This is a genomic window from Flavobacterium sp. NPDC079362 (genome assembly GCF_050267765.1).
Lineage (GTDB): Bacteria > Bacteroidota > Bacteroidia > Flavobacteriales > Flavobacteriaceae > Flavobacterium > Flavobacterium azizsancarii.
The window spans coordinates 1-23,925 of record NZ_JBNNFM010000044.1 but is presented as its reverse complement, the minus strand read 5'-3'; the positions used below and the strand labels follow the sequence as shown (position 1 = coordinate 23,925).

The 23,925-nt window shown below is 35.8% G+C and carries 21 protein-coding genes; 3 read left to right on the top strand and 18 right to left on the bottom strand.

What is annotated here, in order from left to right; translation table 11 throughout:
* Positions 1-55: 55 nt before the first annotated feature.
* Together ACQKCJ_RS22470 and ACQKCJ_RS22465 are read left to right on the top strand one after the other, a co-directional pair.
* Positions 56-2,854 carry a glycosyl hydrolase gene (locus ACQKCJ_RS22470; RefSeq protein WP_427402972.1) on the top strand — a complete coding sequence of 933 codons (2,799 nt, stop codon included), beginning with the start codon at positions 56-58 and terminating at the stop codon, positions 2,852-2,854.
* Positions 2,855-2,876: 22 nt separating this feature from the next.
* Positions 2,877-4,001 (top strand): glycoside hydrolase family 88/105 protein, encoded by a 1,125-nt coding sequence (locus ACQKCJ_RS22465; protein WP_427402971.1) that lies wholly within the window; start codon positions 2,877-2,879, stop codon positions 3,999-4,001.
* Positions 4,002-5,136: 1,135 nt separating this feature from the next.
* Here ACQKCJ_RS22465 and ACQKCJ_RS22460 read toward each other — a convergent pair.
* From ACQKCJ_RS22460 to ACQKCJ_RS22380, 17 genes are all read right to left on the bottom strand, one after another.
* Positions 5,137-5,934: a hypothetical protein gene (locus tag ACQKCJ_RS22460; RefSeq protein WP_427402970.1), complete on the bottom strand. Its 798-nt coding sequence runs from the start codon at positions 5,932-5,934 to the stop codon at positions 5,137-5,139.
* Between the two features lie 37 nt (positions 5,935-5,971).
* Positions 5,972-6,793 carry a conjugative transposon protein TraN gene (gene traN / locus ACQKCJ_RS22455; protein ID WP_427402969.1) on the bottom strand — a complete coding sequence of 274 codons (822 nt, stop codon included), beginning with the start codon at positions 6,791-6,793 and terminating at the stop codon, positions 5,972-5,974.
* 17 nt (positions 6,794-6,810) lie between these two features.
* On the bottom strand, positions 6,811-8,103 hold the full coding sequence (gene traM, locus ACQKCJ_RS22450; protein ID WP_427402968.1) for a conjugative transposon protein TraM: 1,293 nt from the start codon (positions 8,101-8,103) through the stop codon (positions 6,811-6,813).
* Between the two features lie 55 nt (positions 8,104-8,158).
* Entirely contained in the window at positions 8,159-8,479 is a 321-nt protein-coding gene (locus ACQKCJ_RS22445) for a hypothetical protein (protein WP_427402967.1), read from the bottom strand.
* Between the two features lie 80 nt (positions 8,480-8,559).
* Positions 8,560-9,168, bottom strand: coding sequence for a conjugative transposon protein TraK (gene traK / locus ACQKCJ_RS22440; protein ID WP_427402966.1), 609 nt, complete (start codon positions 9,166-9,168; stop codon positions 8,560-8,562).
* 30 nt (positions 9,169-9,198) lie between these two features.
* Positions 9,199-10,398 carry a conjugative transposon protein TraJ gene (gene traJ / locus ACQKCJ_RS22435; protein ID WP_427402965.1) on the bottom strand — a complete coding sequence of 400 codons (1,200 nt, stop codon included), beginning with the start codon at positions 10,396-10,398 and terminating at the stop codon, positions 9,199-9,201.
* 11 nt (positions 10,399-10,409) lie between these two features.
* Entirely contained in the window at positions 10,410-11,045 is a 636-nt protein-coding gene (locus tag ACQKCJ_RS22430) for a TerB family tellurite resistance protein (protein WP_427402964.1), read from the bottom strand.
* Positions 11,046-11,056: 11 nt separating this feature from the next.
* Positions 11,057-11,671, bottom strand: a complete 615-nt coding sequence (locus ACQKCJ_RS22425) for a hypothetical protein (protein WP_427402963.1) — start codon at positions 11,669-11,671, stop codon at positions 11,057-11,059.
* Between the two features lie 23 nt (positions 11,672-11,694).
* Complete coding sequence (locus ACQKCJ_RS22420) at positions 11,695-12,384, bottom strand: conjugal transfer protein TraI (RefSeq protein ID WP_427402962.1); 690 nt, start codon at positions 12,382-12,384, stop codon at positions 11,695-11,697.
* Between the two features lie 14 nt (positions 12,385-12,398).
* A complete protein-coding gene (locus ACQKCJ_RS22415) occupies positions 12,399-14,867 on the bottom strand; it encodes a TraG family conjugative transposon ATPase (protein ID WP_427402961.1) in 2,469 nt (822 codons plus the stop codon).
* 40 nt (positions 14,868-14,907) lie between these two features.
* A complete protein-coding gene (locus ACQKCJ_RS22410) occupies positions 14,908-15,216 on the bottom strand; it encodes a DUF4133 domain-containing protein (protein ID WP_427402960.1) in 309 nt (102 codons plus the stop codon).
* Between the two features lie 18 nt (positions 15,217-15,234).
* Positions 15,235-15,573 (bottom strand): DUF4134 domain-containing protein, encoded by a 339-nt coding sequence (locus ACQKCJ_RS22405; protein WP_427402959.1) that lies wholly within the window; start codon positions 15,571-15,573, stop codon positions 15,235-15,237.
* 132 nt (positions 15,574-15,705) lie between these two features.
* The gene (locus ACQKCJ_RS22400; RefSeq protein ID WP_427402958.1) at positions 15,706-16,242 is read right to left on the bottom strand and encodes a hypothetical protein; all 537 of its coding nucleotides are present in this window, start codon (positions 16,240-16,242) and stop codon (positions 15,706-15,708) included.
* Between the two features lie 633 nt (positions 16,243-16,875).
* Positions 16,876-18,069, bottom strand: coding sequence for a hypothetical protein (locus tag ACQKCJ_RS22395; protein ID WP_427402957.1), 1,194 nt, complete (start codon positions 18,067-18,069; stop codon positions 16,876-16,878).
* A 37-nt stretch (positions 18,070-18,106) separates the two neighbouring features.
* Positions 18,107-18,994, bottom strand: a complete 888-nt coding sequence (locus tag ACQKCJ_RS22390) for a helix-turn-helix domain-containing protein (protein WP_427402956.1) — start codon at positions 18,992-18,994, stop codon at positions 18,107-18,109.
* A 56-nt stretch (positions 18,995-19,050) separates the two neighbouring features.
* The gene (locus ACQKCJ_RS22385) at positions 19,051-19,281 is read right to left on the bottom strand and encodes a hypothetical protein (protein WP_427402955.1); all 231 of its coding nucleotides are present in this window, start codon (positions 19,279-19,281) and stop codon (positions 19,051-19,053) included.
* A 35-nt stretch (positions 19,282-19,316) separates the two neighbouring features.
* The gene (locus ACQKCJ_RS22380; protein WP_427402954.1) at positions 19,317-20,009 is read right to left on the bottom strand and encodes a hypothetical protein; all 693 of its coding nucleotides are present in this window, start codon (positions 20,007-20,009) and stop codon (positions 19,317-19,319) included.
* A 335-nt stretch (positions 20,010-20,344) separates the two neighbouring features.
* Here ACQKCJ_RS22380 and ACQKCJ_RS22375 point away from each other — a divergent pair, with 335 nt between their 5' ends.
* A complete protein-coding gene (locus ACQKCJ_RS22375) occupies positions 20,345-22,033 on the top strand; it encodes a helix-turn-helix domain-containing protein (protein ID WP_427402953.1) in 1,689 nt (562 codons plus the stop codon).
* Positions 22,034-22,185: 152 nt separating this feature from the next.
* On the opposite strand, the gene ACQKCJ_RS22370 is transcribed toward ACQKCJ_RS22375, so the two are convergent.
* Entirely contained in the window at positions 22,186-23,679 is a 1,494-nt protein-coding gene (locus ACQKCJ_RS22370; protein WP_427402952.1) for a recombinase family protein, read from the bottom strand.
* Positions 23,680-23,925 lie beyond the last annotated feature (246 nt).

Sequence of the window (23,925 nt, the reverse complement as noted above, 5' to 3'; positions counted from 1 at the left end):
ATGTTTCCGTTTTTTTTATCTGTACAATTATATTAACTAAACCTTTGAATAAATAATGAAACCAACCAGATTAAACCTCTTTATTACATTATTGTTTTGCTGTGTGTTTAGTTCTTTTGCGCAGCAAACCGTTTCTCCATGGCCGGAATTGGAAAGCATCAATAAGCCCTGGACTCGTTGGTGGTGGATGGGAAGCGCGGTTGACAAACCTAACCTGAAGAAAAGCCTGATCGATTTTGATAAGGCGGGAATTGGCGGTGTGGAAATAACGCCCATATATGGCGTAAAAGGCGAAGAGAATAATTTTATAGATTATCTGTCTCCAAAATGGATGGAAATGCTGGATTATACAATTCATGTTGCGGACAGTCTTCACATGCAGGTCGATATGGTTTTAGGAACAGGATGGCCATACGGAGGTTCTCAGGTGACTTTGCCTTATGCAGCAACCAAATTAATTGTACAAAAATATGTACTTAAGAAAAATGAAACTTTCAATAAAAACATTACAATTGACAGCAGTAAAGAAAAAATACCGGCGCAGCTTTTGTATGTTGTAGCGTACGGAAGCGATGGCAAATATATTGACCTAACAGATCAGCTAAAAAAGAACAAAACTAATTCGAAAGATAAAGGACTTGAAGGTACTCCTGTTGCCTTACCCAATCTGTCAGAACCCGATAAACTGAACTGGAAAGCTACTAAAACAGATTACACAATATACGCCGTATTTAGCGGTAAAACCGGACAACAGGTAAAAAGAGCTGCTCCGGGAGGAAAAGGATATACTTTAGATCATTATTCAAAGGAAGCTTTCAATGCTTATGTGGTTCCGTTCAATACCGTTTTTAAAGGACGTGAAGGAAAAATTCGTGCTATTTTTAATGATAGTTTTGAAGTATACGGAACTGATTTTACGCCTAATTTTTTTGAAGAATTTAAAACATTAAGGGGCTATGATTTAAAAAAGCAATTGCCTGTTTTACTCAATGAAACAGACAATGAGATTGGCAACCGCATAAGAAGTGATTACAGGCAAACTATTGGGGATTTATTATTGAATAAATTTGATGAGTCATGGACTGCCTGGGCTCATTCTAAAAACTTTAAGACTAAACTTCAGGCGCATGGCTCTCCTGGAAATCTAATTGATTTATATGCCTCTGCAGATATTCCGGAGTGTGAAACTTTTGGTTCAATGCCATTTGATATTCCGGGTTTCAGACGAGAGAAACAAGATATTCGAGAAGGCGATGCTGATCCTGTAATGCTCAAATTCTCATCCTCTGCCGCTCATATCGCGGGAAAAAATCTGGTTTCATCGGAGACTTTTACCTGGCTTAGGGAACATTTTAAAACCGCTTTATCGCAATGTAAACCAGAAGTCGAAGATTTGATGCTCAATGGTGTAAATCATGTTTTTCTGCATGGTTCTACTTACTCGCCAACGCGCGCGGCATGGCCGGGATGGCAATTTTATGCTTCTGTAAATTTTAATGCAAATAATAGTATTTGGGAAGATGCCCCTGCTCTTTTTTCATACATAGCCAACTGTCAGTCGTTATTGCAACAAGGAAAATCTGATAATGAAATCTTGCTTTACTGGCCCATTTTTGATACCTGGGATAAATATCATAAAGGAGATTTATTCTTTCAGTTCAAAATACATTCTTTATCTGAGTGGTTGTACGAGACTTCCTTTTACGATACTACTAAAAGTTTAATCAAAAAAGGATATGGTGTTGATTTTATATCTGACAATTTTATATCGGAGGCCAAAGTCATAGACGGAAAAATCATTTTACCCGGAGGAAGTTTTAAATCGCTCATTGTTCCTTCCTGCAAAAAGATGCCACTTGGAACTTTGCAAAAGCTAATCGAACTCAAAAAAGCAGGTGCTTCGATTGTTTTTAAGGGTTTGCCGGAATCGGTTCCGGGATTTAATGATTATAAAAAACAAGAAGAACAGCTACAGAATCTCTTGTCAGCAAATAAAGAACAGTTAAAACCAACTTCAGATCTCTTTAAAACCTTAGAAAATGCTCAGATATATCCCGAAGCACTTGTTGATACGGGGCTAAAATATATCAGAAGAACGATCGATGGTGAGAAGATTTATTACCTAGTGAACCATACTCCAAAAACAATCGATACTTTTATTCCACTTCAGATTGGCAATAAAGAAGTTGTTATTTTCGATCCGTTGACCAGGGCATACGGGAATGCTATTGTCAATAAAAAAGCTAATACTACAGAGGTTAAACTCAAAATTGAACCGGGGCAATCTTATTTTCTAAAAACAGAAAATACAATATCTCAAAAAAAATGGATTTATTACGAGTCAACCGGCAATGCAATTACTTTAAAAGGAAACTGGAAAATAACTTTTGACAAAGGCGGACCACAATTACCGGCAAGCACTACGGTATCCTATTTAGAATCCTGGACAAAATTGAGTCCTGAGGCAGAAGCTTTTTCGGGAACAGCTACTTATACTTTAGATTTTGAGAATCCAAATCACAAAGCAGCCTTTTGGAACCTGAATCTGGGAGATGTTCGTGAGAGTGCAAAAGTCTGGATAAATGACCAATATATTGGTACTGCCTGGTCTGTTCCTTATCAATTGAATCTTAAAAAATTGAAAACAGGAAAAAACACTTTAAAAGTTCAGGTGACTAATCTTTCTGCTAACAGGATCAGGGATATGGAACGAAAAGGTCAGGAATGGAAAATTTTCTACGAAATAAATATGGTTGATAAAGATTATAAAAAATTTGATGCCACAAAATGGAATCCTACTCCTTCGGGATTGTTAGGTCCTGTTACCATTACGCCATTAAAAGAACAAAACTAATTATTAAATAACGAGTATTAAAATGAGTAAATTACTTTTATTTTTCGCTATATGCCTTTCGTATACTAACATAACAAATGCACAAGAGACTTTTGACAAAAAATTGGTCCTGAAACAAATGGTGCTTGCCAATGATTATTTTATGCAAAAATGGCCTGAGACAGGTAAAACAATCATCACAAATAAAGAGCGTCCGAGCAATATCTGGACTCGTGGTGTTTATTATGAAGGACTCATGTCATTACACGAAATTTTTCCTAAAGAAGCTTATTATAATTATGCATATGGATGGTCAGAATTTCATAAATGGGGTTTTAATGGCGGCAACACGACCCGGAATGCCGACAATTATTGCGCGGCCCAAACCTATATCGATTTATACAATTTAGAACCGGACCCTAAAAAGTTAAAAAACACAAAAGCGAATATCAATATGCTTTTAAGTACGTCTCAGCTCGATGATTGGTCCTGGATTGATGCCATACAAATGGGTATGCCTGTTTTTGCAAAATTGGGCGTTCTGGAAAAAGACAATCGCTATTTCGAGAAAATGTATCAGATGTATATGTACTCGAGAAATAAACATGGAGATCACGGACTTTTTAATCCTAAAGATGGCCTTTGGTGGCGTGATGCTGATTTTGATCCCCCGTACAAAGAACCAAATGGAGAAGATTGCTACTGGAGCCGGGGCAATGGCTGGGTAATTGCTGCACTGGCAAAAGTGCTTACTATAATTCCGGAGAATGCGCCACACAGGGCGCAATATATAAAAGATTTAAAAGCGATGGCAGCAGCTTTGCTTCCCATTCAAAGAGCCGATGGTTTTTGGAATGTGAGTCTACATGATCCTACAAATTACGGAGAGAAAGAAACTTCAGGAACGGCTTTATTTGTTTACGGAATGGCCTATGGAATAAACAGTGGAATTTTGAAAAAAGAAACGTATTTACCTGTAATTCAAAAGGCGTGGAATGCAATGACTACGGAGAGTCTGCATACAAATGGTTTTTTAGGTTATTTGCAATCCACAGGAAAAGAACCGAAAGATGGTCAGCCTTTATCGTATGATAAAATTCCTGACTTTGAAGATTATGGATTAGGCTGCTTTTTACTGGCAGGTTCAGAAATCTATAAGATGAAATAGTTATAGATTAAGCTATATTTTATTATGGTGAAGAAAAAAAATTAGAATATGGCAGTGGGGTCATATTCTAATTTAACGAATTATACTTTAATGACAGGCGTTACATTGTTTTGAAGAAAAACAACTAATTCATCTATTTTTCTGTTTTTATATTTATTTGAAATTGAAACGATATATCCATTTTTGTCCTTAAAATAGAGAAAGAAAAAGTCTTTTGTTAAAATTGCCTTTTCTATATAACACCATTTATAAGTAAAGGCTCCAAGAGGGGAATCAATACAGATAAAAGAACTGGTAAATCTGAATTTATACCTATTTACAAAGCCTTCAAATTCTAGCAATTTGTTGACAAAATAAAATATCAAGCTGCAAGCTGCATTTACAATCAAATACTGAAAAAATAAAAAACACGCAACAACAAAAAAAGTCCTAATAATCCAGTGGGTTAAATCGTTGTCTGAATTAAAAAAATCAAAAAAAACACCTCCTAGCAATAAAGCGCTCAAAACAAACAGAATTCTCTTACGGTATAAACCTTTAAAATACATATTATTAAGCTTTCGTATTTCTGATAAGTTCAATTCAAACTCTAAGAAAAAATTAGTGTTAGTCATACAATTAGCATTGTGGTATTTTGAAACATTCGCTTTAAGAATTCGCTCTTATTTTACTAAATAAAAACGCCTAGAAAACATCAATCAAAATTACTCCTATCCACCCAATATCCATATGCACATTAAGCCATTAAAACAGTAGAATAAGACTTAAATCCGTAGTAAAACCTTAAGGTTGAAGGCTGCATTTTACTACGGATTATTTTCAAGCCAGTAGCTGAGCTCTTTTTTAATGGGTTATAAAATAAATACGGCTGGGTTTATTGTTCTTAAAGGAAGGCTCGTATTTTATATACCCATATTGGCTAAGCTCGCGAATGTGTTTATGATAGGTCCCAGAGGCAGATATCTTCGCCAGTGGCATAATTTGATAGCTAAAAGCCCTAATTGGATTGGCAAACCCTTGCAAGATGCTATAGCGTAAAAGCGCTGAGAATATTCCTAAATGAGTACTACTGATACGGTAATCTTTCTCTACTGCTGAGAAAAAAAAAGAAAACGATTTTAAAATTGTCTCCTTATCAAAGAGAATTGGAGCGTTTTTGTCTTCTATTACTGGTTTGCTTGGGTAATTCATTTTGATTGTTCTCATGATGCTCAATTTTTTTTTTAGTCTCACCGACCTGTTCATAAACAACCTCGATTTGTTTGACATCCTTATAATTTCGATTGTCCATTTTTTTCATGTTATCATCATAAATACCTATGGACTTGAATTGCGGGTTAGCCTCTATAAATAATTTAATGTGTTTGTCTTCTTTTAAAAAAGTAACCTCTTGCAGGTTCCCTCTTTGAAGTGAGCGGATAAGATCCTTCTGAAAAGTCTCATTCTCGAGTTCCTTTATAGGATATTTACCTAGGGTTTCAAGAAGATCATAACCATAATTTTGATGGTATTGCTTTAATTTAAAACCATTCTCATCCCCTTGTTTGAAGTCTATCAAGACCCAGGCATTATAAGACGCACCTTCTTTATTTGTAAGGTCTTTATTGACTGCTCTTCCCATTAAAAGGTTGTAGGATTCTTTCATGGTGATATTACTTCCCTTGCCCATATAAAAGGTATGTTCCAAGGCATCTGTAATATTCTCTTTTTGAAGTTCAACCCTATAGGAATTAAAAAAATACATATCGCTATCCTTTGCCTTGTTAAAAGTAAGAGTAGCTCTGGCCACACGATCCTCATGATAGGTTTCATGATATAATATGAAGGAGGGCTCTTGTTGTTTCATTTTCTCTTTTAACTCTATTTGCAAAGCTTCTCCAAATCCGGTGTATTTAAGCTGATCGCTTAAGTACTCAAAATTTTTCTCGTTCATGATATTAGATTTTAAAATTAGTATGTGATTATAAATTTTATAATATTTCCAAATTCATCAGATCAGTGTTTTTGATATTTAATTCAAGATGTCTGCCTGCGTTTTTCTCGGTTAGCTCCACGCTTAAGAGTTTTCTCTCTGCAATAGTGAACTTGGGTATTGCAAAAACTAAAGTTATTTCAGAATGATCTTTGATTGTAGAGAGCTCAGAAGAGCAAAAAACCGGCACTATTTCCAATTCCTGCACAGCGGTTCGTTTTGATTTATTTTGATCTCTGATAAAAAAGCGCAACTGGTCCAGATCATAATTGATTCTTGAATTGTTTGCAAGCCGCACTCTGAAGTACATCATATCATGGTGTATGAATATACCGTTTACTCTAAGGTCTACAGAAAACTTATTTGAACGGAGTCCAGACACTTTTTTTATTTTGGATAAAGCCAGCTCGGCGTAATGCCTTATCTGTTTCTGGTTTTCATTCTCTGAAGAAAAAAGCGCCTCTGTATTAAAATTCGAAACAAGTTCAGCCTTTAAGTGCAAAGTGGGGCACAGCTGATCAAAATTTAAAATAAAACCGTAGAGTTTACCATCTGCGGTAACAACAGTCAGGTTAGTCTGGGCAAAATTCTGCCTGCCTGCTTTTAAAAATAGAATATTCTCTACTCCTTTTGCCTTTTGAACCAGAATCTCAGCACTTCCTTTGTCTACACTTTTAATGGCGTAGGGAAATACAATACTTGTAGTCTTAGAATAACTCAAATTGATATTATTCACCTCACTATTAAGATCTTGTTGAGCAGATACTGAAATTGCAACTATAGAAATCCCAATACTCAACCATAATTTACTATTTTTCATCTTCGAATATTTAAGTGTTATTTGGCATTTTTTTCTTTCTGATCATAAAGCAGAACCTGATAGCCTGCTTTTAGAACCACCTTAATTAGTTTTACCTTTTTACTCATCAGACTCTTAGCAGCCTGCACACCAAGAGTTGCCGCTTGTCCTGTCCACGAATCATTCAATCCCTCAATGCCCAGACCCTGCAAGGATCTGTCTGCGGACGCTTTTGCAACATCCCTATTTATGGCTCCGGGAATAAAAATTCCATCAATTCCATCCATATCATAAACAGAGAGTTCCACAGGAAATATCGAGGTATTAAATTTTATTGTCTTTATCTTAACCTCGAGTCTCTCCCCTTTTAAAGAAGCAATTCCAAAAACAAAACTATTTCTGGGAATAAGGGTTCCATTAATAAAAACATCTGTGGTTAATCTGAGTTTTACTACCGAACCATTTACAACAGACTGCGTCTGATGCACCACCGCCTCGAGTGTGTTTTGCGCCTGGTTATCTAAAGGGTCCTGGTCTAAAGAGTAAAAAGAATTAGAATTTGGGATCCCTGGTCCACTTGTGTTTGTTTGCACGAGTGAGTAAACGGGCTCTTCCTGTGTTTTTTTACTCACTGCAAACACTTTCCCTTTTTGGCTTTTTGAAGTCTGTCTCAGTTTTTCCTGCACACGCTCAGGGTGCTGAATGTCCAGAATATTCTCCAGCATTGCTCCTAGTTGGCGCAGTTCGGGATCTGGCTCAGAGGGCGCATTTATAGAAGATATCATCTCTTGTACCCCTTTTATCTGCTCTAAGGCATCATTTGAAGAATTACTGTATTCAAATTCTCTCATATCCTTCTGATTGTCTATTTTTTTTACCGGCGCTTGAATTACTTTTTGGAGCGCTTTTAATTTTTGATACATCCTTTGTTCGCTCTCCCCTTTAAGAGAACCTGTATTTAAAGCCGTTCTTGCTTTTGGAAAAATTCTCGGATCAGTTTCTAATTCCCCTGAAACCAACCCGGGATCCTCAGAGAATACTGGCCTTGAATAATTGGGATCTTTTTTGATCTGTTCCTCAAGCTTTAAAGAGTCAATTGTAGCCTTCTCATAATAACTCATCTTATCCAGCTCAGCGTCTTGCTTAAATCTCGCATTAGGAAGCGTTACATTAAATCCTCTTTTTTGCTCTGTGGCAATCTCACTAGCACTGCCTTTCCCCCCGCCTAATATCCAGAATATCATCGTTAGAAATGGAAGTGTTATAATTGGCAACACCAGTAGCATTTTGCGGTGTTTAGATTCTTTGGAACTAATTGTTTTGTTTTCCATGGATTTATTTTTTAAAATTCTTTTTTTTTATATTTCTCAGCACCTAGAAAATGTCTTAATGGTCCGCTCTTTTCTCATGCAGGCTCTCAAAGCTTTTTTCTTGTTCCCTGGAATTTTTAATACTGTCCAGATAAATACTAAACCGCACTGCGTTTTCAAATTCAGTTTTAGATAACACGGGTTGATTACTTGTACACAGTGAAGCTTTTACGACAATTAAATGATCAGGAGCAATTCTCGCCCTTCGCCCCTTAGGCTCTTTATTCCACAAAGCATCATATACAGTATAAAGACTTATACCTGCGTAAACCAGGACAAAGAGAATCAGATAAAATACAAGGACCTTTTTTGATAAATTCAAAGTTAATGCGCTCATTTTTTTTGCCCATTTATCCCTTACCAGCAGATAAAACCTCGCACTTATTGGGATCTGCTTGTTTTTAAATAACGCGCGCATCATTTTCTGTTTTCCACTCCTAAATCCTTATTCTCAATAGTATTCCATCTTTCAATTAAAAACCCATGCGGGTTATTATCACTTCTTGATACATTTCTAAGGGTGCCCTCAGTGATCAGGTTTCTATTTAAAATACTGGTGGTTCTTATAATATTTTGCTTTGCATAACATTTAAAATCATAGGGATATTGATTGGTATCAATAGTGATGCTGTCAATTGAAATTCTCTGGCTGATATTCCCCGATATAATACCCGAGTAATACCCATTCTCTTTTAAATTATCATACACCCTTTTGGCCGTATCATCGGCCAGATAAAGCGCTTTGGTTATATTGGTTTTAATTACTTTATCATCAGGGTCCAGGGTAAAGAAAAACCCATGAAAAGTTTTCACATGATCCCTGGCCTCCACAGGTACATTATCTTTTCTATCCGAGGAGTACGCCTCCAGCGCTTTGCCATTTACCAAAATATAAACCTTGTCCTGCATAAGGGTAATCGATGTAAAACTTTTGTAAAGCGTATAACAGCAGATAATAGTGCTGGCCAGAATCACCAGCATGGTAAAACTCCTTACATGGCCAAAGGCTGTGTCTATATTTCTCATTTTGCTAAACATATTGGCTCTTTATTTAAATTATTTTAAATTTCCCTTGAGCTTCTCGCCCATATAACTTTGATTATCCTGAAAATAGTCAGAGGTACCCGAAGAGCTGGCCATGCTCTGAGACATTTTCCCCGAAGGATTTCCCATGGCATCCATTATCATTCCAGCTCCAGCGGCTGTTCTTGTTATCACCGAAGAGCTCGAGTTTGTAAAGATGCTCGTCACCCTTTGTCCCAGCGCATCTCCCCCAGCTGCATGCACAATATAGTTGGCCACAGAGGGTACTGTAAAATACCCCACTATACCGATGATCATAAAAATTAAATATCCCATATCGGTCCGGCTAAAAAAGGTATCTCCTGATGTGTTGATTTGCACTACGTCTAGTTTTAGCATCTGCTCCTGGATTTTACCGATGATACTTCCAAAAATATTGGCAACAGGCAGCCATAAATAAACATTGAGATACCGCGCGAGCCATACCGTGAGGGTATGCTGGAATCCATCAAAAACAGAGATTCCAAAAACCAAAGGTCCCAGTATGGAAAGCACAACCAATTGAAAGGTTCTCAGCGTATCGATACAAAGTGAAGAGGCCTCAAAGAGAATTCTCAGCACCTCGCTCACCCATTCTTTTACAGAATTTCTAAAACTATACGAGGCTTTCTCCATTGCAAATTTCACATCATTGCCGATACTGGAAAGTATATTCTCTTTTTCCAGATCAGAATCACCATGAGTATACTTATACCACTCTTTTCGATCACCAGCCCCTGTAACCCCTACATACATTTTCCAAGGGTCACTTTCTTTTACCGCTTTTTCTTTCTCTTTCAAAAGAACTTCAATTGCTTTGTTAGATCCTTGTACCATAGCCCCTGTGGCCATAACAGTGGGTTTCATAACCCCATTAATTAAATAAAGTACGGAAGGGAAAATCATGATGCAAAAACCAATTACAAAGGGCCGGAAAAGCGGATAAAAATCAATAGGCTCCGCGTTGGCAATATGGCGCCAAACTCGAAGGGCTATATACCAAAGGGTTGCAAATCCGGCTATACCCTGCCCTACTGCAATAAGATTGCTGCAAAGGGGCATCATCTCATCATAGAGTTGTTCCAGTACCCCGTGAAGACTTTGAATCTCCCCTGCAGCCCCTTGCCCCATAGTTGAAATAGGCGCAATGAGCAATACCGCTACAGCGCCCATTGTTTTATTTAGATTTAGCATATCTACAAGAATTAATTTTTAATTTGATAATTGTAACGCGCTACCCTTACATCATTTTGCTCCTTTGCGCGCTGCAATAAAAGGACCCCAGAAGAGGCGTTAAAATCCCGGAGAAATAGCACTTTTTGCTGCATATCCAAATATATTTTATCAATGGCCTCTAATCTTTCATCATCTGACATTCGCAGTGTCTCAGGTGTCAAAATCATGGTGAGCTCATCGAGATTTCTAAGACTTTCCCTGGTGAGATTAGAATATACTTTTTCAAAATAATTAATTTCCTCACGGGTAAAACTCCCGCTTTTATTAAAACGATTAACAGCCGTTTTACTCTCCTTTATAAGCTGTATCTGATAGTTTATAATATCCCCCACCCTTTTGTAGCTCTTAACCAGGGGACTTACCTGCAAAAGGGCATCAAGAAAAGTTTTATGAAGCGAAAAACTTCCCTTCGATAAGTCTTTAACCATTTTATAGCCCCCATTTAAAATATCATAGCCTTTTTTCATATCACTTAAAATCTTTTTGAACTGTGAGAGTTTCTCAATATTTAAAACCAGCTGCTGGATTTCCTCGGACTGCCCATAAGTTTTAAAAGGCGCACATACGAGCCAGAACATTACAAAAATGAATACTATTTTTTTCATGATTTCTCTTTTTACAAGCCAAGTAAAATCCGGCTTTGGTTCCTATCATTTTTCTCTCTAGATCTTGAAAGGGACATAAGAGAGATCTCTTGTGTGAAATTCTCGCAGAACAAATAATCCTCCAGCATCGTTTTATAAAGCCCTTGGATCCGCTCTATTCGTTTACTATCTCCCATTTCAAGTTTGTTATCAGTTGAAATAACTAAAAGCTCCTGCAGGGTATCATTGCAGTTGTCTATTAAATGTCCAAAAGTTTTCTCTATGTAATCCAGCTCATCCCCATGAAACAAATCATCATGGTGTATATTCTCAAGAGTTTTTTTATGAATTTTTATAATTTTAAGCTGCAGGGAAATAATACTGGCCACTTTTAGATAGTGTCCCACTTTTGGATTTACTTTTTTAAGGGAGCTGAAATAATTTTCATGAAAATTGAGTTCCCCTTTCTTTACATCCCCTATAAAATTCAGCCCGTTTTTAGCTACAGTATATCCTTTTTTAGCATAACCAATGTAAGTCTGTAGTGCGGATATTTGCAGTAGCAGCGTCTTTCTTTGCTTGGCCTGGCCCTGAATATCGTGTGAAAACAATACCATAATGCAGAGTAGTAATAAGATCTTTTTCATGTTTTCTATTGCTTTATGTTTACTTATGGAATTCCGTAAAATTGTTTGACTTTTTGCGCGTCACTACTAGTTTTGGCCCTTTGAAGGCTCATAAGAACATTCTGTTTATTAAATAGCATCAGATCATCATAATTCTCGTCTATCTGATCGGCAGCCTGGTTTATGATCTCGAGTCTTTTTAGATCGCTCATCTGGGTTGTAAAAGATTCGAGAATAAAGAATACCTGATCAATATTTTTCATGCTCTCCTCTAGAATCCCCTGGTAAACCTTTTGCATGTATTGCAGTTCTGAGGCGCTAAAATGACTATCCTGTCTCAATAAATTCCAGGCTCTTTCATACTGGTTGATCAGTCTGGTTTGTTTGCTGGTAATTTCTTTTATGCGCTGATAGTAGGTAATAATGGATTTTACTTTCTGAAGTTCCTCGTAGTACCCCTTGTAGAGATCCTGTTGTTTTTTGGTCCAATTTGAAATCTCATCAAGCTTTAATTTGGAGAGTGTATTCTCAAGCTGTTTCTGCGCGTTTTGAAGCCATATGGTTTTATTCTGCAATCTCTGGATACCAAGATCAATAGCCTTAATTACTTTTTTGGTAACCGCCTTAACAATCTCAAGTATCGGAATAGCGGCATTACTCTCTAAGGGTCTTGCTGCTGTAGTGATAAAAAACAAGCACAATGTGCAAATGATCAATTTTATTCTGCTTTTCATTTTTCTGTTTTCATTTAAGTTTTGTTTCTCATATCAAATGCCAGAGCGGCAATGCCTTTCTTGATATCGCCACCATATTTTTGGGCGTACGCGTTCACTTTAACTTTCTCGCTTTCTTCTGTTGTATAGGCCAGGTATTCCTCGAGTGAAACTTCGGTTCGATAGACCTTTGAAAGAATACCTCCTAGTGATATAAACACCTCTTTGTACTTCTTATCGGGATCATTGGACTTGTTTACAGAGAGCACCAGCGCCTTTTCTTTTTCGGTGAGCCCGAGGAGTTCCTGAATCTGATCAAATTTGTTTTGATACTTACTTTGATCCAAAAGAATCTTGCAATCACTGTTATTGATAATGGCTTGTTTGACCACCGGTGAGGAGATAATATCTTCCACTTCCTGGGTCACTACAATCGCTTCTCCAAAGAATTTTCTTACAGTTTTAAATAAGTACTTAATATATTCGGCCATCCCTTCCCGGGCTATGGCTTTCCAGGCCTCCTCGATCAGGATCATTTTACGAACTCCTTTAAGCTTTCTCATTTTGCTGATAAAAACTTCCATGATTATGATGGTGACCACCGGAAAAAGAATGGGGTGATCTTTTATATTATCGAGTTCAAAAACAATAAACCGCTCTTTTAAAAGATCTAAGTTCTCACTTGCATTCAAAAGGTAATCAAACTCGCCATCTTTATAATAAGGCCGAAGCACGTAGAGAAAATTATTAACATCAAAGTCTTTCTCCTTTACGTTATCTCCTTCAAGTATAGGGACAAAATCCTCTTTTAAAAATTCGTAAAAGGTGTTGAAACAAGGGAAAATATCCGGATTAACTTCTAGTTTCTCATAATACAATTGCAAAGAATTCGAAAGGGCCACATACTCGCTTCTATTAAATGTCTCATCGTCTTTTTTCCAAAGCGCCAGTAACAGCGTTTTAATACTTTCCTTTTTCTCGGTATCCAGACTATCGCCCTCTCCAATATAAAAAGGATTGAATCTTATGGGGTTCTTCTCATCATAAGTAAAGTAATAACCTCCTACCATCTCGCACAATCCTTTATAACTGTGCCCTACATCCACAAGGACAATATGTGTACCTTGCTCGTAATAACTCCTTACCATGTGGTTGGTAAAAAAGGACTTACCACTTCCCGAGGGTCCTAGTATAAATTTATTACGATTGGTACATATTCCCGTTCTCACAGGCTCATCGCTGATATCCACATGAACAGGTTTACCTGTGAGCCTGTCCCCGAGTCTGATTCCCATTGGACTCAGAGAAGACTTGTATCCAGTTTCCATGTTTAAAAAACATACCGCCTGTTCGGTGAAGGTATCAAAAGTGTCATTCATTGGAAAGTCAGCCGCATTTCCTGGTATGCCTGCCCAATAAATTTGTGGCGCCCCAACGGTTTCCTGCTTCGCGGCCGCGTCCATTTGTGCAAGGGCTGAAGATACCTTATTTTTGATCTCTTTAAATTCTTCCATATCCGAGCTCCAGACCAGGACATTAAAATGCGCCTTAACTGGTAATCTTTGCTGGGATATGGCCTCGTTTAAAAAATCGTTTGTAGCATCTCTAGCTATTAGATTACCCCTGCTGTAAGCCGATAAGGATTGCAGGCGCAGTCTCTTGCTTTCGAGTTTTTGAATAGTTTTCTGCCCGTCCTCAATAAAGATGTACTGATTGTAGATGTGATTACACGATAATAATTGTCCGAGTGTTGAGGCAAAGCCCACACTGAATTTTGTCCTATCAGTTGAGTAGCGGTCATAATTTATCCTGGATCCACAGAGTCCCGGTAAATCGGCCGAGTCCCCCAAAGTAAACAATTGACAATGTTTATCCCCAACTTGTAGTCCTTGGCTGAATTTAATATCCTGATAGACAAATGAAGTTTCACTCTCTGATAAAAAACAATATTTCTCTATAAGTCCAATGCTGCGGCTTTGGCTTTTAAGCTCGTGATTTTCTAAACGCGTAAGCTTTACAAATCCACTGTCTTCCATGATCCTTTTAAACTGACCGGTACTGTCTATGAAATCCTGAAGGAGTTCCATTTTTAATGTTTGTTCAGGAGCCAGCGAACTTCTAATTAAATTAGAGAATAAGGAACTCGAGTTTTTTCTTCCTTGAGGTTTCTTGGTAATCATAATATAACAGGAATGATCCAAAAAAGGTCTTTCATTAAAAAACCGCTCACTGCTTCTTTTTAGAAAACTGCTGTCATCGCTTGTAAAATCTGCCTTATAATGTTTCTCTAAAAACCAGTCTTGTTTGTGCAATACACAAAACTTTGGAAGTATTTTAATGGCTTTGATCCAGGATTGATGAAACGTCTCATACTCCTGGTCTGAGAGGGTAAAAATCTCTGGAAGGTCTACTTTAAAAACCACCGTTATATCTCCTTGTTTAGACAAGATACAATCGTGCTGAACATCCATAATCGGTAAAACATCATCTATCACTTTTTGCATCACACTTTGATTTACTCACATTAACGCTCTTTGACTATCACTATTTAAAAATTCTTCTACTGTAGACTTTTATATTCTTTGGAATCTGCTTTTTAGCTATGGCTTTCATCATCCCATAATGGCCATACTTATGGCTCATTTTGTAAATTTTGAAAACCATTACACTTCCCGCGCCCCCAATAAAGACCACACAAAGAATAGAAGGAATTCCAATAAAAAACAGGATTGCAAAAACAATCATAAGTCCCACAACACCACCGCCCAAATACCAAATATATTGGGCTTTGAGTCCTTTAAATTCGATGGATTGATTAATCCCTTTATTGATTTGATATACACTGCTACTCATTTTTCATTATCTTTAGTCTTAAACACCAAAGAAGGATTTTATCACAGTGGCCACGACAACTAAAAACACACAGCTCCCAAACCAAGCTGCGGCTACTTTTCCGGTATCAGGATCTCCGGCATTCCACTTTTGGTACACTTTCACAGCGCCAATAAGCCCCAGTAAAGCTCCTACCGCGTACATGAGTTCTGTACCGGCATCAAAATAACTTCTGACTTTTTGATTGGCCTCATTAATTCCGGCAACACCATCCTGGGCGTACCCTTTGAAGTGAATAAATATAACTAGTATTATCACCTGAATTGATACTTTTTTTGCCTTTGAAAAACACTTTAAATCTCCTTTACATTTTTTCATCACACATCGTTTTAAAGTTTTGATTTCTTATGAATAATAAGCGGAGGAATACTCGCCGTTACAACTCTATTTCCTTGTCACATAAAGCCCTACCACGCCAGAGAGAACAGGGATTATTCCTCCACTATAATATTAAATAGTCTCTTCCCACAAGGCATCGACCTGGGAAACAGTTAAAAGTAGTTGTGGGTATCTCTGGCAACCCGCGACAATTAAAGTATTCACCTTCTCTCGTAGCGCAGAGATTTTAACAAATGGATATTCCTTTAGTAGCAACTTTAGATAGTTCTGGAATTCTTCCAAAGAGAAGTTCCTCTCTGCGCTCTCAGCAATGGCGCCCTTTATCCGGTCAGATAGTTCCTTCGCGTCAGCAAGGGTATCAAAAGGCTCACTGCAAGATGAAAATTCCATATTCTCAGTACTGCTGTCTTTTGAAAGATTAGCGCCAACCATTTCGTTTCTATTGCTTTTAAAGCTGGTGATATTTAGGGTTTTCTCACCCTTTAGAATTTCTTTTAGTTCAGGATAGTAAAATCTAAATCCTAAAACCAAATACCAGATAAATAAAAGTACACTAACGGCAATTATATAATTGCTCCATGAGATATTTGTAAACATAGCTTTTTCATTTAATCGTTCAACATCTTTCTTGCTCTCTATGTAAATCATAATAAAAGAGTTATGATTTATTCAACAAGTCAAAGAAACAAATACAATATAAGCCCTACAAGTACAACTTTTTTGTACCCTTTTGTACCCTTTGCAAATAGGCGGAAAATCAAGAAAGATGGCAAAAAAAAACCTTCACTAGGAGGGTTTTTCTTTGGATATAGCTTTAGTTTAAATTCAAGCAATTAAAAATCCCGGACATTCACAAAAGCCCATTCATTTTGAGTCAATAAAAAATATGCTTTGCGCTCTTTTTGTGTGATTAAAGGATTGTATCTTAGGGAGGCAAACATGTTATTATGCCAAATTGTTTTACAGGTAACGATTGCTTTTTTACCATCAGAGTTTTTTTTATATCTGTAATCTTATCAAACTCTTCAATACCAGTTTTACTTTTTGATTTTTATATTTCCTGTCCTTTTCCGGTGTTGGTAAAAGATAAGTTCTCGCAGCTTTTTTAAAATTAATCAGTGACTCTCCCCTGACTTTAAATTCCTCGATAATCGTTCTCTTTCTTAATCAATTCAGCTGCTTTTTCAGTATGAAATTCTTGCTTGTAGATCCTACGGCAAGCCACAAATAAAATGTGATTCAGTTTTTTCATAAATTCAATTTTAAATTCATTAATAATAGTTAGAACTCTCTAATATGTTTAATCATTCTCTCGAGAGTCTGAATCGCAATCTGCTTGTCTTTTTCTTCCGCACTATAAGATTTGCTTCTCATTGAATTATAGGACAAATTTTTCTTAAGTGCAGTGGAAAGATGCGGCACAATGGTTCTGAATACTTCATTCAGGGATTTTGCTTTTAGAATTCTTGCCTCATCTCCTGCGCGTAAAATAAGGCCCATTTGATCTGTAGAAAGCGCACACTGAACTTTGTTGTTTCCTATCTGCATATTTTGATCTTCTTTATGGATACTTTGGGCGCCTGCATCTAATACTAGTTTTCGCTCCAAATATGTAATTTCTTGCCTGAACCAGTTATCCAGAACATATCTTATATTTTCCCTAGTAGGATCAAAGCTTATTTTTTCATTGAACAATAACTGGCTAAATTCTTTATAGCAAACAAGTAGCTGATTTGTTTTGTCAACTAAAGATTCCTGTAAATCAAGTTGACTTTGTATCCGGCGTGTAAAATGACCAATATAAGGGTGATAATTAAAATTCATCTCCATTAACAACTGATCAATTCCTGAATAAAAAGTAGATTGATCTTTGGCAGCCGCCAAAACCTCTAAATACTTTAAAAGTTCTTTTTGATACAATATTTCTCTATAAGTGATTTTATGTTGCGGTTTCTCTGCAATTGAACTCGAGATAGCATTAAATACCATTTCAGTGAGGTGACCATCTAAAGCACCTTCTTCTTCTTTATTTTTGAGCGTTTCGAGCCTTAAAAATATTTCTTTTCTGGAAATTACCAGGTATTGAACAGGGACATGTTCATCAAGACTTAGGTAATTGAAATAACGGCTTTGAACAAAAGACAACAAATCATAAAGACAATTAATCACTAACTCCATGATACCTGCTAAAACTCCGGTAAAAACAATATCCTTTTTTTGATATCCAATTACCTTATCCAGCAAATAAACTAAAGAGGAGTGGTACTTTCGAACTAGTAATCGGATTTGCCTCTTTTTCTGTAAAGAAAATATCTCGTTTTTTAGTTGAACTTGAATCAGGTGCAATTCTTTTGAAAGATTGTTACCTATAAAGGCTAAATCACTCTGTGACAGATCGCTGATATTTGTTTTCTTTGAATCTAAGGTGTGCAATATCAATGAGTCTATCCATTCTAGGGGATATACAGTAATCATGATAGTATTTTGTTTAGTGAACATTATGCAATGAAGCCTAAAGTTTTTTAAATTTTCCCATTGCATTATTGCGATACTGAGAAGCTGACATAGAAGTATTTCTTTTAAAAAAGTTGTCGAATTTCGAGAGACTACTGAACTCAAAATCCTCTGCTATTAGTTTTATTGATGATTGTGAATTTTCTAGCACATTTTTAATCTCGTTAATGATCGCCTGATCAATGAGGCTTTTTACAGTTTTACCTGTTACCTGCTTTACTACATTATTCAGGTAGCCCCTTGTTACAAATAAAGCGCCCGCGTAAAACTTTACACTGTGCTGTTTTTTGCAGTGAATGGTCAGTATGGTAAGAAATTGAATCGTGAGACTCTCGGGTCTCTTAATATTAATTGGAGCTTCTTTAATAAACCTTTTAAAAATAAACTTGAGCTCATACAAAAACAGGTTAAAAGCAATACGTCGTAATTCAGAATCCTCGCTACTTTTCTTAGTATCTTTATTTACGAAATAAATCAGTTTGTAAATTAGTGACAATACCTGAAAGTCTTTATCCTCAAGGGGGATTGTGGGTAAAGATTCTCCAAGTAAAAAAGCAAAGGAGTCCACAAGTTCTTTTTTCAGGCAATTTTCAAATGCAAAATCTGATGTAAAGCAAATCAAAAAAAATTTTGGTTTCCCTTTTACTTCTAGAATTGTACAATAAGAATTTTTAGGTAAAACCATCAGATCCTGCACTTTCAGATCACTAATAAGTTCTCTTATCCTAATTTTAAACTCCCCTGATTTTATAAGTATAACACAATAATTGCGAATTAAAAATGACTCATCCTGGGCACTCTTAATTACATATTTCTTGATGATGCTTATATCAAGACCTTCTATTGGAAGATCCTTCAATTCTTTATTGATAAGGTCTTTTAACATATAGTGGTAATTTCAAAAAAAGAATTAAAAAAATATGAAACCTGGATTTCAGACTCTTATATTTTGTCCTTAAAAAAACTTTCCATCAGTATAAAAGATAGAAAATACAGATTCAGAAGGCATGTTACAAACAATAGATAAGCCAGCTCACGTGCATCAATAGTTTTTTTGCCGCCTGTAGTGAGGTAACCTACTATTTCATCATAGCTGAACAGTTCCATGATGAAATAAAGGCTCACAAGGTTAAAAATCACCAGCAGGGTATAAAGAATGATTCGTGGTTTCATTAAAAAAAACATTTATTACTATTTTAAAAGAAGAATCATTTAAATGTAGCCAGGAATAATATTATCGAAATAACAGCAACCTGGTTCTCTGCAAAAAAGGGTTTGGCGTTTTTGTTAGCCCCTGATTTATCCCAGTCACGATCCTTACGTTGAGTTTCCGAATAAAGTGAATAACGGGATATGGATGTGACTGTTAAAATCGTTTCACTGTCATCCTGATTCAAAGAGTTGTTTGTTATCACTGTATCTTCGTAATCAGTTATGTAATTATAACTAATGGAGAATTCGAGCTGTCGCTTCTCAATTAAAACTTGTAGAAAGTTAACCAGACTTGTTTTTGCCGAATTGCTGATTGTACTATTTTGCACGATCGTAATCATGCTATTGTCCGGATCGTCCATAATGGACTGTACAATTTCATCTGTAAAGGATATTACACTTCTATTGTTAAAAGAGTCATTTTTAAACTGCGATGCCAAAAAACTGACTTGATCAATAATCTGCGCAATAGAATTCGGATATTGATTTGCCTCCCGGTAGCTTGTTAGCGCATCATAGTACTTTTCTCCTTTGAAGTCAAAAGGATTAGCGCTATTGCCCGGATTTGGTAAATTTCTCCCGGATTTTGTTATTGCGCTTTCTTCCAATTCTAATGGATTAAAATCTGAGTCGGCAGAGCACGAAATTAAAAGACATAATAAAGAACCGCATAATAATAAATTTTTCATGATTAGGATTATTTGATGTGAATGAGAATTCCTTCTCAGTTCATTTCATCCGGATTAGCGGAACTCTTATTAGGCTCTATGCCAGATAATTTCGCTTTTGAATTCATGACAAAACTATTGCTTGGAAACATCTCCCGCAACACCACTAGTTTGGATTTATTGAATTTAAAGTATGGATTTATAATAAATCCAAACTACTTTAAATTACACAAAATACTAAAAACCAAATGTTTAGATTATATTTGAATTAAATTACTGCAAAATTGGTGTGAAGGCTATTTTAAAGTGATACTGATGCACTTTACACTCTAATATAGTCCCCAAACTATCACGTTATGAATCAAAATCAAACATTTGCAATCTTCTTATTTCTTTTTCACTTAGTCCCGGCCCAACAAAAAGAGTATAAAATACCTGATTCTTTAAAAAATAAAAGTTACGATTACCTAGATGATATGGCTTATGGTCTAAAGGATAGTTCAAAGGCTACAATTTATCTATATTCCTTTTTACAAAAAGCAAAGAATGAGAAAAATTGGAAAGAAATAGCTAATGGTTATAGCAATTTATCGAATCAGTCTTCTGATAAATTGACCATAATATATGCCGATAGCACCATATATGCGGCAAAAAAAACAAATGATAATATACTAATCGGTTCTGCTTATCTATCAAAAGGTATCGCGTACTACTCACTAAAACAGCATAATTACGCATTGGACAATTATATTATTGCCCACAGTTACTTAGCTACAACAACCGACAAGTATCTTATCTATAAACTAATGTATAATATTGCACTAGTCAAATACTACTTAGGTTATTATGATGAGGCCATTTCACTACTAAAACAGTGTGTCTCTTATTTCAAGAATGAAAATCCCAGAGCTTATTTGAATTCGCTACATTTCTTAGGAGTTTGTTATAACAAAATTGGAAATTATGGACTCAGCAGTGAAACCAATATTTTAGGAATAAAAGAATGCAAAAAATTGAACATACCTGAAATGGAAGTTTACTATATTCATTCTCAAGGAATAAATGATTACTTTAAGCAAAATTACGCCTCAGCTATCAAAAATATTGAGTATTCTATTAAGGAATTAAAAGAAAAAAAAGACTTTGGGAATGAATCTGTTGGTTATTTCTATATTGGTAAAAGTTATTGGAAGACAGAAAAATATGAAACTGCTCTACCCTATTTAAAAAAAGTAGATCAGCTTTTCAACACTAAAGGTTATCTGAGACCTGATCTTAGGGAAGTCTATGAAATTCTGATTAACTATTATAAAGCCAAAGATAATCCAGAAATTCATCTATATTATGTAGATCAATTACTCAAAGCTGATAGGATGCTAAATGAAACTTTCAAATATTTAGTTGGAAAAATAAACAAGGAATACTACACGCAGGAATTACTAATTGATAAAGAAAATTTAAAACGAGAACTCTTTATAAAAAATTATAAGTACTCTGTTCTCATTGGTTTTACTTCAATTATTTTTTCAGGCTTTATTATTGTAACTCATCGAAATTTGAGAAATAAAAAGATCTACAAAAAACGCTTTGAAGAGCTGATGTTGGAGATTAACGATTCGAAGGATAAAAGTAAGACAAAAGAAAAAAAAGAGAAACCGATAATGCTAGACATTAACAGTGAAACAGTTGCAATTATATTAAAACTGTTAGATAAATTTGAAAATGAAAAAAAATATCTCGACAGGGATTGGAAACTCTCTACTTTGTCCGCTTTTTTTAATCACAATCCAACATACCTTTCTGCTATAATTCATCATTATAAAGATAAACGCTTTAATCAATACATAAATGATCTTAAAACAGAGTATATAATATCTTTACTTTATAGCAATAAATTGGTTCGTAAATATAACAATAAGGCACTGGCGGAGGAAGTTGGTTTTAGCACTACAGAAAGATTTGCAAAAGCCTTCAAAAAGAAAACCGGAATTTCCGCAGCTTATTTTATTGAGCAAATTAAAAAAGAAGATACTACTTTAAATTAATATTTATTATTTTGCACCAAAAATAGAAGAGCTAAATTAAAGACAGTATTATAAATTAAAATTTTATAGAAAAGTCATTTTTTTTAAATCAATTATTAGTTATTCATGGTTTGAATCCAGTCGAGGTCACTACTCGGGACAAAAGAAAAATATCATCTTTTGTCCCGTTTTTTTTTTGCTCGTAACCTATTGTTTACCAGATAGATACAGTTGATGATTTCGTTCACTCGGGTGGTGCGGATTTTGTTATCTGAAAATGTAAAATTTTCCGGAAAAATTAAACCAATTATCTCCCTGGAATCAGCTAAAGTCCCACCATCAAAGGAGTCACCTAGCTTTAAAAGGTTTTCCAGTCCCGTGTTCGTTAGATACTCTATATTCTCTCTATCGTCATCTACATTTCCAATCTCTTTCTCTATCTTGCTAATAATAGCATTGTATTCAATTTTCATAAGATGATAGTCTTCAGCGTCGATTTTCTCGGTGACTAATAAATTTCTAGCAACGGTCAATTTCTTTTCATAAACAGCAATTTGTTCAAGAGATTTCTTTTTTTCATTAATGATTAACCCAGTATGCTCCCTGTAGCCTTCAAGCAAAACGGCTGAATATAGTTTCTTCACTTCCGGTAAAGGTTTAAATTTATTTAAATGCACTTTAAATGTTTTATTAGCTATTTCAGAGTTTATTCTCCATTTACAAACTTTATCACAGTGGTAATAGTAATAATATTTATTTCTTCCTTTGCATTTGCTCCCTGTTAACTTCTGTCCGCATTTGGGACACATAAAAAAACCTCTAAGGGGAAAATTCTCTATTGTTTTAATTTTCGGTCTATAGGTCCGTGATTTACTATCAAGGATTTCCTGTACCCGATAAAATAATGCTTCGCTAATAATTGCATCATGCTGGCCATTGACTAATCTCGCCTCTTCATCGCGGTACTGAGGAACAACTATCTTTCCGCAATAAAGAGGATTTCTTATGATAAGCCATAAGTTATTCTTAGAGATTGCAAAGCTTTTTTCTTTCGCCATTTGATAAATAGATTCAGTACTGAAAATATTTTTAGCAATTTGTTCAAAGATCCAAATAACCTTTACAGCTTTATCTGGTACAATGGCGATATACTTTTTCCCATCCTCCGTTATTTTATTGGCGTATCCATAAGGAGCCATTCCCATATGCCTTCCCTCCTTCTTGCCACGTCTAAGTCCTTGCAAGGTATTCAGTGCTCTTCGATCATTCTCAACTTCAGGTGCTGCAAGATAAAATGCAAGCATCATTTTGTTTTCAGGAACACTCAAATCAAGAGGCTGTTCTATAGCCTGTGGCTCTACACCGAGTTTTCTTAGCAGATTGATCATCTGGTAAGCATCACCGGCATTTCGACTGAACCTGTCCCACTTCATAAAAAGAACCAAACTAATTTTATTTTTATTTTTTTTTACATCAGCAAGAAATTTTTTCCATTGCGGTCTGTTAAAAGTCTTTGCTGAATGATCTTCATAAATTACATTACGTATTTGTATTTGGTTTATGCTGCAATATTTCCTTAGCATTTCTTCCTGATTACGCTGGGAGAAGCCCTTCTCAGCCTGCTCGTCAGTACTTACTCTAATGTATAAGTCCGCTATCTTGCTCATTTTGTTTTATTTAAATGTTTCAACACAGCGATATTAGCAATTATTCTTAAGAAATACAAGATTTCCTCTGCCTGTTCAATAGTAACATCAAGCCCCTCAGATCGAAGCATATGCAAAGCTTTTTCGGGAGTCAACTTTGAATTACTGTAGTTAGATATTCCGACGAAAGTACCCCACGATTCCGCGACAATGGTCGCCACTTATTCCGACGCAAAGTACGCCAGTCAAATCGTCCTTTATCATCAC